The following is a 14,414-nucleotide window of genomic DNA, read 5'->3' as shown; positions in this document are numbered from 1 at the left end:
GCAGACTTGCCATGGCGGCTGCTGAATGCAAGACCCTAGATATGCAACGTTTTTGGATCATAGCCGGTTTCTTATGCGCGGTCGGATTGCTGTCAGCGGCGGTCTGGACTTATGGCTATCGTCAGGCCCTGTCGCAACTGAGCGAGAAGGCCGAGGCCGATTTAGAACTGGCCGCCGACCGTCTGAGCACTCAAATGCAGGTCTATCAGGAAGTGGCCGCCTTGATGGCGGACCATCCTGCTTTGCAGGAGCTAGAAACATCAGAACAGCAACGGGCCGCCCGAAAGGTGCTGCTGGATGTGGCAGACAAAACCGCTGCCGTTAACGTTATGTACCTGAATCCGGAGGGTCAGGTTCTGGTCGCGGCCCAACCGGTGACGCAGCGCGATATGTCCGCACATCCGGCTTTCGAGCGCGCCATGCAGGGGGCCCTGGGCAGCGCACATGGGGTCGAAGACGCAAGCAGTGACCGCATTTATTCATACGCGGCCCCGTCATTTGGGGATTTGGGCCAAATAGAAGGCGCGTTGATGGTTCTGGCCGATGTGCAGGATGTGGAACAAACATGGCGCGGCAGTACCGATGCGGTGTTTTTCATTGATACGGATGGGGTTGTCTTTATCTCGAACCGATCGGATCTGCTACTATGGCGCCGCGGGCAAGGGCAGCAAGGGCTGATGTCACCCGAAGGTGAGAATGTCGATTTCGCCTCAACCTGGATTGCGGGATATGAAGTGTGGAAGCTCAATTGGGGTCGCTATCTGCCCCGTCGCGCCCTGCATCTGACGCTCGATCTTCCGGTGATTGCGATGACCGCAGAGATGCTGGTGGATGTCGCTCCGGCGCGCCGGTTGGCGGGGTTGCAGGCGGCGGCGGTTGCGGCGATCTGTTTCGCCTTTGGTGCTTTGTTGTTTCTGGCCTCGGAACGCCGTCGGACACTTGCAGAGGCAAACACCGTGCTGGAAAGCCGGGTCGCGCAACGTACGCGCGCTTTGACGGCGGCTAATAGCGCTTTGCGCCACGAAGTTGCCGAGCGGCAGGAGGCGGAGGCCGCGCTCAAACAAGCGCAGGCCGATTTGGTTCAGGCTGGTAAGTTGAGCGCTTTGGGCAAGATGTCGGCTGGCATCAGTCATGAATTGAACCAGCCCTTGATGGCGATTCAGCAGTTCGCCGACAACGGGTCCGCCTTTCTTGAGCGCGGCAAGGGCCAGAGAGCTGGCGAAAATCTGGGCCGCATTTCCGATATGGCCGCACGCATGGCGCGGATCATCAAGAACCTGCGGGCCTTTGCGAGAAATGAAAGCGAACCAATGGGGCGCGTTGATCTGGTTCAGGTTCTGAACACTGCCACAGAATTGACCGAGGCGCGCCTGCGCGATGAGAATGTCGCGTTGGAGTGGGTGCCGCCAAAGGATGCGGTCTATGCTTGGGGTGGAGAGGTGCGTCTGGTGCAGGTGTTTGTCAACCTAATCAATAATGCAGCGGATGCGATGGTCGATCGACCGACGCGCAGAATATTGGTCACTCTGTCAGGGGGGAAGCCTATTCGCGTGTCGGTGCGGGATACCGGACCCGGCATCGAGGACCCCGACCGCGTGTTTGAGCCGTTCTACACCACAAAAACAGTTGGGACGTCCGAGGGGATGGGTCTGGGGCTGTCGATATCCTACGGTCTGGTTCAGAGCTTCGGGGGGGATATTCGCGGTGCCAACACGGACGAGGGTGCTGAATTCACGGTTGAACTGGAACCCTTTGAAGAAGATGAGGCAGCATGATCCGCAAAGTGCTTTTGGTCGATGATGATGCCGCCGTACGTGAGGCCTTGGCGCAAACCCTCGAATTGGCCGAGTATGAACCGGTCACCGCGGGATCTTTCGTGGCCGCAAAGGATCATATTCATCGTGACTTCGGCGGTGTGATCATCTCGGATATTCGCATGCCGGGGCGGGATGGGTTTCATCTGCTCGCATACGCGCGCGAGGTTGATCCTGAGCTTCCGGTGGTATTGCTGACAGGTGAAGGCGATATCCCGATGGCGGTACAGGCCATGGGGCAGGGAGCATTTGATTTTCTGGAAAAGCCCTGTGCAGCAGCGGATTTATTGGCGGTACTCGAACGAGCCTTTGCCGCGCGCGCAGAAATTCTGCAGGAACGCGAGCAACGGCGCGAACTTGAGCGTGGCGATCCCGCAGCACGCATGCTGTTTGGGTTGTCAGATCAAGCCGAGGCCTTGCGTGAGCGAGTGCGGAGCGTAGCGCCAACACGGGCCGAGGTACTGGTTACCGGGCCAGCGGGTAGCGGAGTTTCAAAGGTCGCTGAAGTTGTCCATCTGATGTCTCCGGTTGGACAGGGGCCATTTGTCAAACGCCCTGCCTCAGGCCTGAACCCGGATGATTTGTTGCGTGTCTGTAAGGATGCGGCAGGCGGATCGCTGTATCTGGATGAGATCTCGGCGATGTCGGATGCCACGCAATACGCCGCGCTGGAACTGATCGAACAAGGGACGGAAGCCAGAATCATCGCAGGGGCAACGGCCGATTTGTCGGACCTTACTGCACAGGGAAGGTTCAATGCCGATCTGTTCTATAGGTTGGATGTCATGCGGGTGCGAATCCCGGCCCTGTCAGAACGGCCCGAGGATATCCCCGTCATCTTTCGCCGCTATGTGGCGCAGGCCGCTGAGCAGGCCGGGATTGCGGAACCTGAAGTGACACCCGAGCATCTGGCCTCGCTGATGGCGCAGGATTGGCCGGGCAATGCCCGATCGTTGATGTCGGCGGCAATGCGGTTTGTGTTGGGGATGCCGGATGAGGTTGCACAGGCCGCTGATCTGGGGTTGAGCGAGCAATTGGCGCGTGTTGAGAGGTCTTTGCTGATTGCAGCCCTTGGGCGCCACAATGGCAAGGCTGCGGATGCCGCCAAGGCACTGAAGCTGCCGCGCAAAACTTTTTATGACAAGCTGACCCGCTACCACATTAGGCCAGAAGACTATCGTCGTTAGCAAAACACTTCCGCTAGGGCGAACTGCGGTTGCGCTGTGGCTTAAGCGAGCGATTCGCTCGCATCGATTCGGATATTGTGCGGAAATTCGCACAAGGTGCTGACTGCCTGTGCGAAAAATCGCACAGCTTAGTTCTGCCAAAACACCAGATTTATTACGGACATCATTTAACCGTAAGAAATTATTTGGAAAAAACAGATTTCAGCAACATCTCAACAAAATGTTGAGAGTGAGGAGCCGATTCGGTTCACTCCGCAACATACGGCGCTGATTGGGCGCTCGATGGAAGTTTTAGGGAAGTCTGGGAGGATAAGACTGATGAAATTCCTGACAACGGCAGCAACCGCAATCGCACTGTCCATATCAGCGACCGCTGGTGTAGCAGCTTGCGATGATGGCGAGATCGTCGTGAAGTTTGCGCATGTGACCAATACGGACAAACACCCCAAGGGCATCGCCGCTTCGCTGCTTGAGCAGCGCGTCAATGACGAGATGAACGGCGTGATGTGCATGGAGGTTTATCCGAACTCCACTCTTTACAACGATGACAAGGTTCTTGAAGCGATGCTGCAGGGCGACGTGCAGTTGGCCGCGCCCTCGCTGTCGAAGTTTGAGAAGTTTACAAAGCAATTCCGCCTGTTCGATCTGCCGTTCATGTTCAAGAACATCGATGCTGTGGATGCGTTCCAAGCCTCGGCTGATGGTCAGGCGATGAAAGACAGCATGCAGCGCCGCGGCCTTCAAGGGCTGGCATTCTGGCACAATGGCATGAAGCAGATGTCTGCAAACAAGCCGTTGGAAGATCCTTCGGATGCGAACGGCCTGAAGTTCCGCGTTCAGTCATCGGACGTATTGGTTGCCCAGATGGAGGCAATTGGTGGCAGCCCTCAGAAGATGGCGTTCTCGGAAGTGTACGGTGCTCTGCAACAGGGCGTTGTTGACGGGCAGGAAAACACCTGGTCGAACATCTACGGCAAGAAGTTCTTCGAGGTGCAGGACGGCATCACAGAAACGAACCACGGTATCATCGATTATCTGGTTGTAACCTCAGTTGACTGGCTGGACAGCCTGGAGCCTGAAGTTCGCGATCAATTCCTGACGATTCTCGCCGAAGTGACCGAGACCCGTAATAAGGAGGCCTTTTCCGTAAACGAAGCTGCCAAGGCTTCGATCACTGACGCAGGGGGCATCATCCGGGAACTGAACCCCGAGCAGCGCCAGGCCTGGGTCGATGCAATGAAGCCAGTCTGGGACAAATTTGCCGGTGACGTTGGTCAGGACAAGATCGACGCCGCACAGGCGATCAACGCCGGGTTCTGATCCCGGTTCAAGCCACGCGTCCGGGGACTGGGGAGTTATGGACGCATAGGCTGGGCGGGCCTTAATGGCCCGCCACACTCCCACCACTCTCATCAAAAAAATGCGGGGACAGAGAGATGTCTGGTGCGAAACCCGGCCAAGGCGGGCTGGTCGACCATATCGAAGAAACCATGATTGCGTGCCTGTTGGGTCTGATGACAATTGTAACCTTCGCCAATGTGATCGCGCGGTTTGTATTCAATTCTAACATTCTTTGGGCGCTGGAACTGACAGTATTCACCTTCGGTTGGTTGGTGCTGCTGGGTGCGTCTTATGCAGTGAAGAAGCATGCACATCTGGGTGTTGATGCGATCCTGAACATGCTGGCCCCCGCGCCACGCCGGGTTTTAGCGCTGATAGCCGTTGCTTGCTGTCTGGTGTTTTCTCTGCTCCTGCTCAAGGGGTCGTATGACTACTGGGCAGTGTTTGCCGATCTGCCGCCAACCTCGGGTCGCTGGTTTCCGACCGGCTTTGACATGAGTGCGCGCAGCCAGAGCTTCTATGAAGTTGATGATATCCCGATGGTCGCGCCGCTGCGGTTTCTGGAAGATATGATCAACTATGGCGAGTATTACGAGAAACTGCCCAAGGTCGTTCCGTATTTCGTTCTGCCTCTTTCGATGTTGCTGCTGGTGATCCGTTTTGCACAGGTCGCAGTACAGATTTGGCGCGGTGAAACTGATCGCCTTGTAGCTAGCCACGAGGTTGAGGACGAGATCGAAGAAGTCCGCGCCCAGCAGGGGGAGCATGACTGATGGACGTCGTACTACTTTTTTCGATGGTCATTGGCCTATTGTTGATCGGAGTTCCGATCGCGGTGGCACTTGGTCTCAGCTCGACCCTCTTCCTGCTGATCTATTCCGACAGCTCATTGGCTTCGGTCGCTGGCACGCTGTTCGAGGCATTTGAGGGGCATTTCACCCTCTTGGCTATCCCGTTTTTCATTCTCGCGTCATCTTTCATGACCACAGGTGGAGTGGCGCGGCGGATCATCCGGTTCTCGATCGCTTGTGTAGGGCACTTGCCCGGAGGTCTGGCAATTGCTGGCGTCTTCGCGTGTATGTTGTTTGCGGCCTTGTCGGGGTCGTCTCCGGCGACAGTTGTCGCAATCGGGTCGATCGTCATCGCTGGCATGCGTCAGGTGGGCTATTCCAAGGAATTCGCCGCCGGTGTGATCTGTAACGCAGGGACACTGGGCATTCTGATTCCGCCATCAATCGTGATGGTGGTCTATGCGGCAGCCGTGGAGGTTTCGGTCGGGCGGATGTTCCTTGCGGGCGTTATTCCGGGTTTGATGGCTGGTCTGATGCTGATGATCACCATTTACGTCATGGCCAAGGTCAAGAACCTTCCCAAAGGCGATTGGAAAGGTTGGGGTGAGGTCTTCACGTCAGCACGCGAGGCCGGTTGGGGTCTGTTCCTGATCGTCATCATCCTCGGCGGTATCTACGGAGGTATCTTTACCCCGACCGAGGCCGCGGCTGTTGCTGCCGTCTATGCGTTCTTGATCGCAAGTTTTGTCTACAAGGATATGGGTCCGCTCAGCACCGAAGGCGATGCGCAGAACATCTCGCTGCTCAAGAAACCCTATGCGTTGATCACGGCCTTTGTGCACCCCGACACCAAGCATACGCTGTTCGAGGCCGGCAAGCTAACCGTTACGCTGCTTTTTGTGATCGCCAACGCGCTGATCCTGAAACATGTGCTGACGGATGAGCAGGTGCCCCAGCATATCGCAAGCGCCATGCTATCGGCGGGTCTGGGGCCGGTGACTTTCCTGATTGTGGTCAACGTGATCCTGCTGATCGGTGGCCAGTTCATGGAGCCCTCAGGTCTGCTGGTCATTGTGGCCCCGCTGGTCTTCCCGATTGCTATCGAGTTGGGTATCGACCCGATCCATCTGGGCATTATCATGGTGGTCAATATGGAGATCGGGATGATCACGCCTCCGGTCGGGTTGAACCTGTTCGTAACCTCGGGTGTGGCGGGTATGCCGATGATGAGTGTTGTGAAGGCAGCGTTGCCGTTCTTGGCCGTGCTGTTCGTCTTCCTCATCATGGTTACTTACATCCCGTGGATTTCGACATTCCTGCCCAACACATTCATGGGGCCTGAGATCATAACCAACTAGATCGGTTACACCGAACATATGAACCGGGCGGTGTAATCCGCCCGGTTTTTTGTCTTGAAACTGATGCCCAAACGCATATCTGAGGGTCAGAGGACGACCTCACCATCATGGACGATTATTCGGGACGACCCGATCTCGGAAAGTGAGGTGTTCTTATGCCCTGGATATTACTGTTGTTTGCTGGCCTGCTCGAAATCGTCTGGGCCGTCGCGATGAAGCAGACCGCTGGTTTCACGCGGCTGTGGCCGACGGCGATCATGGGTGTTGCGATGATCGGGTCATTTGGCCTGCTTGCAATGGCCATGCGGGATCTGCCGCTTGGTACCGCCTATACGATCTGGACCGGGATCGGCGCAGTAGGGGCGTTCACTATTGGCATCCTGTTCCTGGGTGAAGCGCTGACGCCCATGCGGATCGGCGCTGCGGTTCTAATCGTGACGGGTTTGGTCATCATGAAACTGGCCTAAGCGTTGACCGCCGTTGTGGTGTCGGGCAGCTTTGCGAAACAACTCCGAACAAAGGACACCTGCATATGCTGACCGACACCGATGCACGCTTGCTGCGCGTTGCCTATGATGAGGCGAAAGCTGGATTTGACGAAGGAGGCTGCCCAATCGGTTCAGTGCTTGCGCGGGGTGGTGAGGTCGTTGCGCAAGGGCGTAATCAGCGTGTCCAACTGGGCGACCCGATTGCCCATGGGGAAATGGATGCGCTGCGCAAGGCAGGGCGGCAGAAGACCTATCGCGATACTGTGCTCTATACCTCGCTGTCGCCTTGCATGATGTGTTCTGGCATGATCGTACAGTTCGGTATCCCGCGTGTTGTGATCGGAGACACCGTGAATTTTGGCGGCAATGAGGACTTCCTGCGCGATCGTGGTGTCGAGGTCATCATCGCAGATGACCCGGACTGCATTGCATTGATGAAGCGTTTTATCGAAGAGAAGCCCGCGCTTTGGGCCGAAGATATTGCCGAATGAGGTTGGCGATCAGGCGCTTTCAAGCGCCTGAATGATGCCCGAGAAATCAGTTGCTTTCAGACTGGCGCCACCCACCAACGCTCCGTCAACATTTGAAACGCCGAAAATCTCGGCAGCATTACCGGGTTTGACCGATCCGCCATACAGCAGGCGGACTGACCGGCCGACACCTTCGCCAAATCGGCGTTCCAGACGTGCGCGTATGAAATCATGCACTTCTCCGATCTCTTCCAAAGTTGGAACCTTACCGGTGCCGATGGCCCAGATCGGCTCATATGCGACAATCAGGTTCTCGCCTGTCGCTTGATCCGGGATCGAACCCGACATCTGTCCACCGATGATATCCAGAGTATTTGCTGCTTCGCGCTGTTCAAGGCTTTCACCAACGCAGATGATCGTCTTCAGGCCTGCATCCATGGCGGTGCGGGCTTTGGCACGGATGTCTTCGTTCTGCTCAGCATGATCTTCACGGCGCTCGGAATGGCCAAGAATCACTGAGCTTGCCCCTGCATCCAACAGCATCTCGGCACTCAGACCCCCGGTATGCGCACCCGAGAGCGCCGCGTGGCAGTCTTGGCCACCAACGGTAATGCCCGAACCTTCAACCGTATTTGCCGCGCGATGAAGCAAAGTGGCTGGTGGGCATATCAGGATTTCTACCGCAGAAGATGGGTGCGAGGCTTTCAACGCTTCCAACTCGCTCAGCGCAACGCCAGTTCCGTTCATTTTCCAGTTGCCTGCCGCCAACTTACGCCGCATCGCGATCCCTCCGGTTTTCTGCTTTGAACCCTCGGATATCACCCGCAGGCGGGGCTGACAATTCCGGTTGCATAGCGCTACTTGTCAGGACACATTGCGCGCGTTGTTGCGGAGGATGGCATGATAGACGATCTCGATCTCGCCAAATTGGATCTGCGTGATCCAGCTGAGATGGAAAAGCTGAGACATGCTGTTCGCCAGATCGGATTTCTAACGATCTTCAATTCCGGCCTTGATGCCGCCCGTGTGAAGCAGGTGATCGACACTTATCGCGATTTTTTTCGTCAACCCGATGAGATCAAGCAGAGCGTCGATATGGCAGCTACGGGTGCCAACCGCGGTTGGGGTGCGCCGCGTTCCGAACAGGTGGATCTCAGGGCGAACCCGGATTTCAAAGAAGTCTTTGATAGCGGTTTTGAACTGCCAGCCGATGATCCCTATGCGGGGCGTGGATTAAGTGTGTATGCCCCAAATCTCTGGCCAGACGGGGCCGACGCGTTTCGGAGAACGATCCAGAGTTACTATTCAGACGCCTGCTCAGTTGCCATTCGCGTTTTGCGCGCGATTGCGATTGCCATCGGTAGGGATGCAAACAGTTTTGATGCGGCCTTTGATACGCCAATGGCGCTGCTGCGCGGTAACTTCTATCCGCAACGTCCTGATTGGGCAGGGGAAAAGGACTTTGGTATCGGCGCGCATACGGATTATGGCTGCCTGACTTTGCTGGCCACGGACGGCACACCGGGTCTGGAAGTTCGTATGTCTGATGGCGATTGGCAAGCTGTAAACGCCACGCCGGGACAATTCATAATCAATTTCGGGGAGATGCTGGAGTTTTGGACGGCAGGAGAAGTCAAAGCGACCGAGCATAGAGTCAAAGGCAGCGTGAACGAGAGGATCTCGGTTCCGTTGTTCTTTAATCCTTCTTACGACACAAATGTTGCGCCGCCGGGTTCATACGCCACGATCCGCGCCGGAGAGCACCTGACGCGGCGATTTAATGAGACCTACGTCCACCTAAAAGCTGCGAGTTAGCGTTGTTCAGCCAAGGTTTCGTCGAACTTAATCGATTCTCCGCATCCGCATGCATCGACTACATTCGGGTTCCGGAACTTGAACCCGGCCTCAAGCAGTGAAACCTCGTAGTCGATCTCGGTTCCGAACAGGAACATCTGTGCCATGGGGGCGATCATAACACGCGCGCCATCCTGCTCGACCACTTCGTCGTTCGGGTCGGCATCATCGACGTAGTCCATGGTGTATTCCATCCCCGCGCAGCCGCCTTTCTTGACGCCGATGCGCAATCCGGTGTGACCGCCGGATTTCATAAGCCGAACAATCTGTTCAGCGGCTTTAGGTGTCATGGTCACGGCTTGTTTGCCGGGAATGCCAAACATGGTGGGCTCCGTTATCGCGCGTTATCTCTAATCTAAGGCCGACACGCGCCGGGCTCAAGAGAGAGCCTGTTCAAATACACACTCCGCGCAGGGTTGTCACGATGGTGCGCAAAGCTTTAGCGTATCTGAAGTAAAGGACAGGCATTCCAGAGAGGTTTGGATCGATGAGAGCGCAGAACTGGGCAGGAGCCGCCATTTTCACATCTATGTTGTTGGCGTCCGCGTCTGCGGCATTTGCGATAGATGACACAAAACGGCACCCGGTCAACTGTGCTACCGCACCCGGTGATCTGCGCGCAATCGCAGCTGAAAAGAAACATGCCGAGGACCAGCAGGCTGAAAGCGTGTTCTCGATCCTCCCTGCCGGTGCCTTGCTGGGTCTCGTCACAGGAACCGAGAGCAAGCACCTGAAGATGCTGTCAGGCGACTATATAAAAGAGCTGGACGCGCGCGCTGCTGAAATCAAATCGACCTGTAACTTAGAATAATCAAACAAAAAGGGCCGCTCTCGGGCAAGAGCGGCCCGGAATGGGCCCATTGAATGGGGGATGGCTATGGTCAGAGGCCCATGCAATTCACGAAGTATGTCAATTTAGCGGGGCAATCGGATAAGACGCCCGCTACTCGACATCCTGCGCCAGCACGTCCAGCAGATTGAAAAACGCATGCTTAATCACTGGGTCAGTACCTGAGGACCTTGTGACCCAGCATTGTGACAACATGAAAACGGTTAAGTAACACGCAGTACACCGTTTTGTAACATCGCCATGTTTTTTGTGAGTAAGTCGAGAGTTACATGAAACCCAGCTCAAGCCGGGCTTCATCTGACATCATTTCCATGCCCCAAGGTGGCTCCCAAGTCAGTTCGACGTCGACCTCTTTGACGCCAGCAACGGGTTCGATAGCTTCCACGATCCAACCGGGCATTTCGCCTGCGACAGGACAGCCTGGCGCAGTGAGGGTCATGATCACCTTGACCGCGTTTTCTCCGGTGATGTCGATCGTATAGATCAGACCGAGATCGTAGATATTGACTGGTATTTCTGGGTCAAACACCGTCCGGCAAGCTTCGACCACGGGTTCGTAGAGCGGGTGATCGATGGTCGAGGGAGCGATCAGGGGGCTGCCTTCGAACTGTTCACTGGGGTGGGTCATTGATGCCTCGGGTCTGTTACCTGAGAAATTATATAGGGAAAGTGCCGGGCAGCGTCCAGAGGTGCCGTGGCGCCTGATTTGAGCGCCACGACAGATCAGTCGTTGATGTCGTGCTTGAAGGTTTTGACCTGACCGTGCGGCAGGGCAAACATACGGCGCAGAACCAGCCATGCGACCAGTGACAGAACAGCAAATATCAACAGCAGAACGGGCAGGGATAGCGTGAGGCCAGGGATCAGCAAAACCATTCCGGTAATGGCTGCACCGATGGCAAAACCCAGGAAAATGAAGCCGGGCAGCGCGACCTCAAGGATGCCCAGAGCAAGCGCTCCGGCCAACCAAATCCACCACGTCAGCCAGAAAGGATCGGCCATCATTTTCCTCCTTTAAGCATGTTAAAGGCATTGCCGAAGGCTTCAAGTGCGTTTGCAGGCACAACGATGGTCTGCGAGCCGGTGCCGTTGCCTAGGGCGTTCAGCGATTCCACCTGTTTCAACGCAACCTGATACTGTGCCGCTTCCAGCCCGTTGTCTTGAATGGCCTTTGCTACGACCTGAGTCGCATAAGCTTCGGCCTCAGCCGAGATTCGGCGGGCCTTGGCGGTCTGCTCTGCCGCATAAAGTTCGGCATCTGCCTGCAGCTCAACGGCACGCTTTTGGCCCTCGGCCTCGGTCACCTGCGCGCGGCGGGCACGTTCGGCGTTCAATTGCTGCAACATCGCGTCACGAGTGGCCTGATCAAGATTTACGTCCAGAATCTCGGCGCGGGTTACTTCGATCCCCCAATCGTCAACAGCGGTTTCTACGCTTTCCTGAATACGTTCAATCAGTTGCGCCCGGTTCGATTGCACTTCATCCAGGTCCATCTTACCGATCTCGGCGCGGACGATACCGGCTACAGTCGTTGCAATCGCACCGTCGACATCGCGGATGCGATAGACCGTCTTTTCCGGCTCGAGAATGCGGTAGAACACCGAAGTATCGATCTGCACCAGAACATTGTCCTTGGTAATTGCGTCTTGCGTTGCGTTTGGCAACTGACGCTCAAGGATGGATATCTTGTGGCGGGCAACATCTAGAAAAGGAACGATAAAATTGATCCCGGGCCCAAGCACCGAATGCAGGCGGCCAAACCGTTCAACAACGTATTTCTCGGATTGAGGCACGATCTTGATGCCCTTGAAGATGACAATGGCAATAAGCGCCGCTGCCAGCAGGTAGATAATGTTCGAAGTAATCAGTCCGATAATCTGGTCTTCTATCATACTGTCCTCATTTATTGTGTACTATGGTATACATATGGGGATTGAATCGCTCAATTTCAACTCTGGTATGGATTGTACAGGCTGGAATGCAAATCTGTGAAAGCGTTCATACCGGCCAGAAATTCCCTTTTGTGGCAGCTTTGCATCCCACTGGTGTTTGCGTTATCGGACGAGGATGAAACTGATTATCGATACAGACCCCGGCATCGACGACGCAATGGCCATTGCCTATGCCGCCGCTGCGTCCGAAATTGACCTGATCGGCCTGACCACCGTGTTCGGCAACACCCATGTGCATCAATCCAGCCGCAATGCGCGATTTCTGGTGGACAAACTGGGGCTCGGCATTCCCGTGGCCCAAGGCGCGCCCTTCGCATTGGGAGAGATCGCGCATTCACCTTCGGAACATGTGCACGGCCCCGAAGGCTTTGGTGACCTGACCCAGATTGAAGAGATCGGTGAAAACCACGCCCTGTCCGCCGCAGAGTTTCTTGTCGACATGGCGCGCAGCCATCGCGGAGAGCTGGTCGTATGCGCGGTTGGGCCATTGACCAATATCGCTGATGCCATGCGATTGGACCCTGAGTTTGCAGAGAATCTTGGCAAGCTCGTCATCATGGGCGGGGCCGTATACTGCCCGGGCAACATCACCGAACATGCCGAGGCGAATATCTATCACGATGCCAAAGCTGCAGACCAAGTCTTTGCCGCGCCGCCGCCTACGATTCTGGTGGGATTGGATGTGACTCTGAAAACGCTCTACGAGACCGCTGATTTTGAGGCGCTCGCTGAACGTTCCCCTGACATGGGTGGTTTTCTGCGTGATATCTCGCGCTTCTATTTAAAGTTCTACAAAGAGATCGGTGGGCTTGAAGGGTGCGGACTGCATGACTCGACTGCCGTTATCGCCTGCACCCATGAACCGATGTTCGAAATGGTCGAAACGGGTTTGCAGGTGGCGTTGGACGGGGCTGAGATCGGTGCGACTCGTCCTGACCCTGCACGGCCACCAGTGCGAGTGTGCCGGGATGTCGATGGGCCAGGGGTGGTGCGCCTGTTTACGGACCGTGTAGCCTCGCTGCCCTGACGGGTTGCAATGCCCTTGCAGATCGGGCAAAGCCTGCCCGGTTCAGCGATCCAAGGCGTTACCATGACCCAGCGATTTTCTTTCGACCTGAAAGCCACCGATGGCAAGGCCCGCACAGGCGTGATCAACACGCCGCGCGGTGAGGTGCGAACGCCGGCGTTCATGCCTGTGGGCACAGCCGCGACCGTCAAGGCGATGATGCCGGAAAGTGTGCGCGCCACGGGTGCCGATATTCTGTTGGGCAACACCTATCATCTGATGCTGCGCCCAACGGCCGAGCGGATCGATCGTTTGGGAGGCCTGCACAAGTTCATGAACTGGGACCGGCCCATCCTGACGGATTCTGGCGGATTTCAGGTGATGTCGCTGGCCGGTCTGCGCAAACTGACCGAGAAGGGCGTGACCTTTAAATCTCACGTCGATGGCTCGAAGCACGAATTGACGCCGGAACGGTCGATGGAAATCCAGCGGCTTTTGGGCTCGGACATCGTCATGTGCTTTGATGAATGCCCTGCGCTGCCCGCCGATCGCGACCGTATCGCCGATTCCATGCGCCTTTCGATGCGGTGGGCTGCGCGGTCGCGTGAAGCGTTTGGAGACCGCCCCGGACATGCCCTGTTTGGGATCATGCAGGGCGGGCTGGAACAAGATCTTCGGAAAGAAAGTGCCGAGGCACTTAAGCAGGTCGGTTTTGAAGGCTACGCCGTCGGCGGCCTTGCCGTGGGTGAGGGGCAGGAGGCCATGTTCAGCTGCCTTGACTATGCGCCTGACTTCTTGCCCCAGGATAAACCGCGTTATCTGATGGGCGTAGGCAAGCCTGATGATATCGTAGGTGCCGTTGCACGCGGGATAGATATGATGGATTGCGTTCTACCTTCGCGGTCGGGTCGCACCGGGCAGGTGTTCACGCGTTACGGTGTGGTCAATATCAAGAACGCCCGCCATGCTGACGACCCACGCCCGCTGGATGAGAACTGCACATGCCCCGCGTGTTCAAGTTATTCTCGGGCCTACTTGCATCACGTGTTCCGCTCGAATGAGATGATCTCGGGCATGCTGCTGACTTGGCACAATCTGCATTACTTTCAGGAAATCATGCAGGGAATGCGGGACGCGATTTCACAGGGCACATTCGCAGAGTGGCAATCGCAATTCCACGCGCTTCGGGAGCAAGGCGATATTGAACCGCTGTAGATTGTGGCCATTGCGGTGACAAACGCGGTATTTTTTGCTATACTGTTCGCGCATTATTTACCATTTTCATTTGTTTTGTTCAGGAGGA

Annotated in this window: 16 protein-coding genes; 11 read left to right on the top strand and 5 right to left on the bottom strand. The window is 56.1% G+C overall.

Features of this window, described 5'->3' with window-relative positions:
- The first annotated feature begins 41 nt into the window (after positions 1 to 41).
- From ACR0AU_RS03980 to ACR0AU_RS03950, 7 genes are all read left to right on the top strand, one after another.
- Positions 42 to 1,775, top strand: a complete 1,734-nt coding sequence (locus ACR0AU_RS03980) for a sensor histidine kinase (RefSeq protein ID WP_480795294.1) — start codon at positions 42 to 44, stop codon at positions 1,773 to 1,775.
- Positions 1,772 to 3,001, top strand: a complete 1,230-nt coding sequence (locus ACR0AU_RS03975) for a sigma-54-dependent transcriptional regulator (protein WP_170393221.1) — start codon at positions 1,772 to 1,774, stop codon at positions 2,999 to 3,001. Before ACR0AU_RS03980 ends, ACR0AU_RS03975 begins: the two co-directional genes overlap by 4 nt.
- 318 nt (positions 3,002 to 3,319) lie before the next feature.
- A complete protein-coding gene (locus tag ACR0AU_RS03970; protein ID WP_480795293.1) occupies positions 3,320 to 4,321 on the top strand; it encodes a DctP family TRAP transporter solute-binding subunit in 1,002 nt (333 codons plus the stop codon).
- A 116-nt stretch (positions 4,322 to 4,437) separates the two neighbouring features.
- Complete coding sequence (locus tag ACR0AU_RS03965) at positions 4,438 to 5,115, top strand: TRAP transporter small permease (protein WP_170393219.1); 678 nt, start codon at positions 4,438 to 4,440, stop codon at positions 5,113 to 5,115.
- Positions 5,115 to 6,491 carry a TRAP transporter large permease gene (locus tag ACR0AU_RS03960; RefSeq protein ID WP_170393218.1) on the top strand — a complete coding sequence of 459 codons (1,377 nt, stop codon included), beginning with the start codon at positions 5,115 to 5,117 and terminating at the stop codon, positions 6,489 to 6,491. The genes ACR0AU_RS03965 and ACR0AU_RS03960 overlap by 1 nt, the downstream gene beginning before the upstream one ends.
- A gap of 155 nt (positions 6,492 to 6,646) precedes the next feature.
- On the top strand, positions 6,647 to 6,958 hold the full coding sequence (locus ACR0AU_RS03955; RefSeq protein ID WP_170562909.1) for a DMT family transporter: 312 nt from the start codon (positions 6,647 to 6,649) through the stop codon (positions 6,956 to 6,958).
- Positions 6,959 to 7,023: 65 nt separating this feature from the next.
- Complete coding sequence (locus ACR0AU_RS03950; RefSeq protein WP_480795292.1) at positions 7,024 to 7,470, top strand: nucleoside deaminase; 447 nt, start codon at positions 7,024 to 7,026, stop codon at positions 7,468 to 7,470.
- A gap of 9 nt (positions 7,471 to 7,479) precedes the next feature.
- Here ACR0AU_RS03950 and tpiA read toward each other — a convergent pair whose 3' ends face one another.
- Positions 7,480 to 8,229 carry a triose-phosphate isomerase gene (tpiA, locus tag ACR0AU_RS03945; protein WP_480795291.1) on the bottom strand — a complete coding sequence of 250 codons (750 nt, stop codon included), beginning with the start codon at positions 8,227 to 8,229 and terminating at the stop codon, positions 7,480 to 7,482.
- 120 nt (positions 8,230 to 8,349) lie between these two features.
- Between tpiA and ACR0AU_RS03940 the strand changes: the two genes are divergently transcribed.
- On the top strand, positions 8,350 to 9,264 hold the full coding sequence (locus ACR0AU_RS03940; RefSeq protein ID WP_170732076.1) for an isopenicillin N synthase family oxygenase: 915 nt from the start codon (positions 8,350 to 8,352) through the stop codon (positions 9,262 to 9,264).
- Here the strand turns inward: ACR0AU_RS03940 and ACR0AU_RS03935 are convergent.
- Positions 9,261 to 9,626, bottom strand: coding sequence for a HesB/IscA family protein (locus ACR0AU_RS03935; protein ID WP_170465407.1), 366 nt, complete (start codon positions 9,624 to 9,626; stop codon positions 9,261 to 9,263). The genes ACR0AU_RS03940 and ACR0AU_RS03935 overlap by 4 nt on opposite strands.
- 164 nt (positions 9,627 to 9,790) lie before the next feature.
- Between ACR0AU_RS03935 and ACR0AU_RS03930 the strand changes: the two genes are divergently transcribed.
- Complete coding sequence (locus ACR0AU_RS03930) at positions 9,791 to 10,114, top strand: hypothetical protein (protein ID WP_170732077.1); 324 nt, start codon at positions 9,791 to 9,793, stop codon at positions 10,112 to 10,114.
- 304 nt (positions 10,115 to 10,418) lie between these two features.
- On the opposite strand, the gene ACR0AU_RS03925 is transcribed toward ACR0AU_RS03930, so the two are convergent.
- The 3 genes from ACR0AU_RS03925 to ACR0AU_RS03915 all read right to left on the bottom strand — a co-directional run bounded on the left by ACR0AU_RS03925 (position 10,419) and on the right by ACR0AU_RS03915 (position 12,045).
- The gene (locus ACR0AU_RS03925) at positions 10,419 to 10,781 is read right to left on the bottom strand and encodes an SUF system Fe-S cluster assembly protein (protein WP_170393211.1); all 363 of its coding nucleotides are present in this window, start codon (positions 10,779 to 10,781) and stop codon (positions 10,419 to 10,421) included.
- Between the two features lie 95 nt (positions 10,782 to 10,876).
- Positions 10,877 to 11,155 (bottom strand): NfeD family protein, encoded by a 279-nt coding sequence (locus ACR0AU_RS03920; RefSeq protein WP_480795290.1) that lies wholly within the window; start codon positions 11,153 to 11,155, stop codon positions 10,877 to 10,879.
- Positions 11,155 to 12,045, bottom strand: coding sequence for an SPFH domain-containing protein (locus tag ACR0AU_RS03915; protein ID WP_170393209.1), 891 nt, complete (start codon positions 12,043 to 12,045; stop codon positions 11,155 to 11,157). Before ACR0AU_RS03915 ends, ACR0AU_RS03920 begins: the two co-directional genes overlap by 1 nt.
- A gap of 175 nt (positions 12,046 to 12,220) precedes the next feature.
- Between ACR0AU_RS03915 and ACR0AU_RS03910 the strand changes: the two genes are divergently transcribed.
- The gene (locus tag ACR0AU_RS03910; RefSeq protein ID WP_480795289.1) at positions 12,221 to 13,132 is read left to right on the top strand and encodes a nucleoside hydrolase; all 912 of its coding nucleotides are present in this window, start codon (positions 12,221 to 12,223) and stop codon (positions 13,130 to 13,132) included.
- A gap of 63 nt (positions 13,133 to 13,195) precedes the next feature.
- Complete coding sequence (gene tgt, locus ACR0AU_RS03905) at positions 13,196 to 14,326, top strand: tRNA guanosine(34) transglycosylase Tgt (protein WP_480795398.1); 1,131 nt, start codon at positions 13,196 to 13,198, stop codon at positions 14,324 to 14,326.
- The last annotated feature ends 88 nt before the right edge of the window (positions 14,327 to 14,414 follow it).

Source organism: Ruegeria sp. CG1, assembly GCF_056537265.1.
The sequence above is the reverse complement of the archived record's forward strand: the minus strand, read 5'-3'. Positions and strand labels throughout refer to the sequence as shown.

Coding starts and splice junctions, on each gene's coding strand:
- ACR0AU_RS03980 (WP_480795294.1), top strand. CDS start 42: ATGCAACGTTTTTGGATCATAGCCGGTTTCTTATGCGCGGTCGGATTG.
- ACR0AU_RS03975 (WP_170393221.1), top strand. CDS start 1,772: ATGATCCGCAAAGTGCTTTTGGTCGATGATGATGCCGCCGTACGTGAG.
- ACR0AU_RS03970 (WP_480795293.1), top strand. CDS start 3,320: ATGAAATTCCTGACAACGGCAGCAACCGCAATCGCACTGTCCATATCA.
- ACR0AU_RS03965 (WP_170393219.1), top strand. CDS start 4,438: ATGTCTGGTGCGAAACCCGGCCAAGGCGGGCTGGTCGACCATATCGAA.
- ACR0AU_RS03960 (WP_170393218.1), top strand. CDS start 5,115: ATGGACGTCGTACTACTTTTTTCGATGGTCATTGGCCTATTGTTGATC.
- ACR0AU_RS03955 (WP_170562909.1), top strand. CDS start 6,647: ATGCCCTGGATATTACTGTTGTTTGCTGGCCTGCTCGAAATCGTCTGG.
- ACR0AU_RS03950 (WP_480795292.1), top strand. CDS start 7,024: ATGCTGACCGACACCGATGCACGCTTGCTGCGCGTTGCCTATGATGAG.
- tpiA (WP_480795291.1), bottom strand. CDS start 8,229: ATGCGGCGTAAGTTGGCGGCAGGCAACTGGAAAATGAACGGAACTGGC.
- ACR0AU_RS03940 (WP_170732076.1), top strand. CDS start 8,350: ATGATAGACGATCTCGATCTCGCCAAATTGGATCTGCGTGATCCAGCT.
- ACR0AU_RS03935 (WP_170465407.1), bottom strand. CDS start 9,626: ATGTTTGGCATTCCCGGCAAACAAGCCGTGACCATGACACCTAAAGCC.
- ACR0AU_RS03930 (WP_170732077.1), top strand. CDS start 9,791: ATGAGAGCGCAGAACTGGGCAGGAGCCGCCATTTTCACATCTATGTTG.
- ACR0AU_RS03925 (WP_170393211.1), bottom strand. CDS start 10,781: ATGACCCACCCCAGTGAACAGTTCGAAGGCAGCCCCCTGATCGCTCCC.
- ACR0AU_RS03920 (WP_480795290.1), bottom strand. CDS start 11,155: ATGGCCGATCCTTTCTGGCTGACGTGGTGGATTTGGTTGGCCGGAGCG.
- ACR0AU_RS03915 (WP_170393209.1), bottom strand. CDS start 12,045: ATGATAGAAGACCAGATTATCGGACTGATTACTTCGAACATTATCTAC.
- ACR0AU_RS03910 (WP_480795289.1), top strand. CDS start 12,221: ATGAAACTGATTATCGATACAGACCCCGGCATCGACGACGCAATGGCC.
- tgt (WP_480795398.1), top strand. CDS start 13,196: ATGACCCAGCGATTTTCTTTCGACCTGAAAGCCACCGATGGCAAGGCC.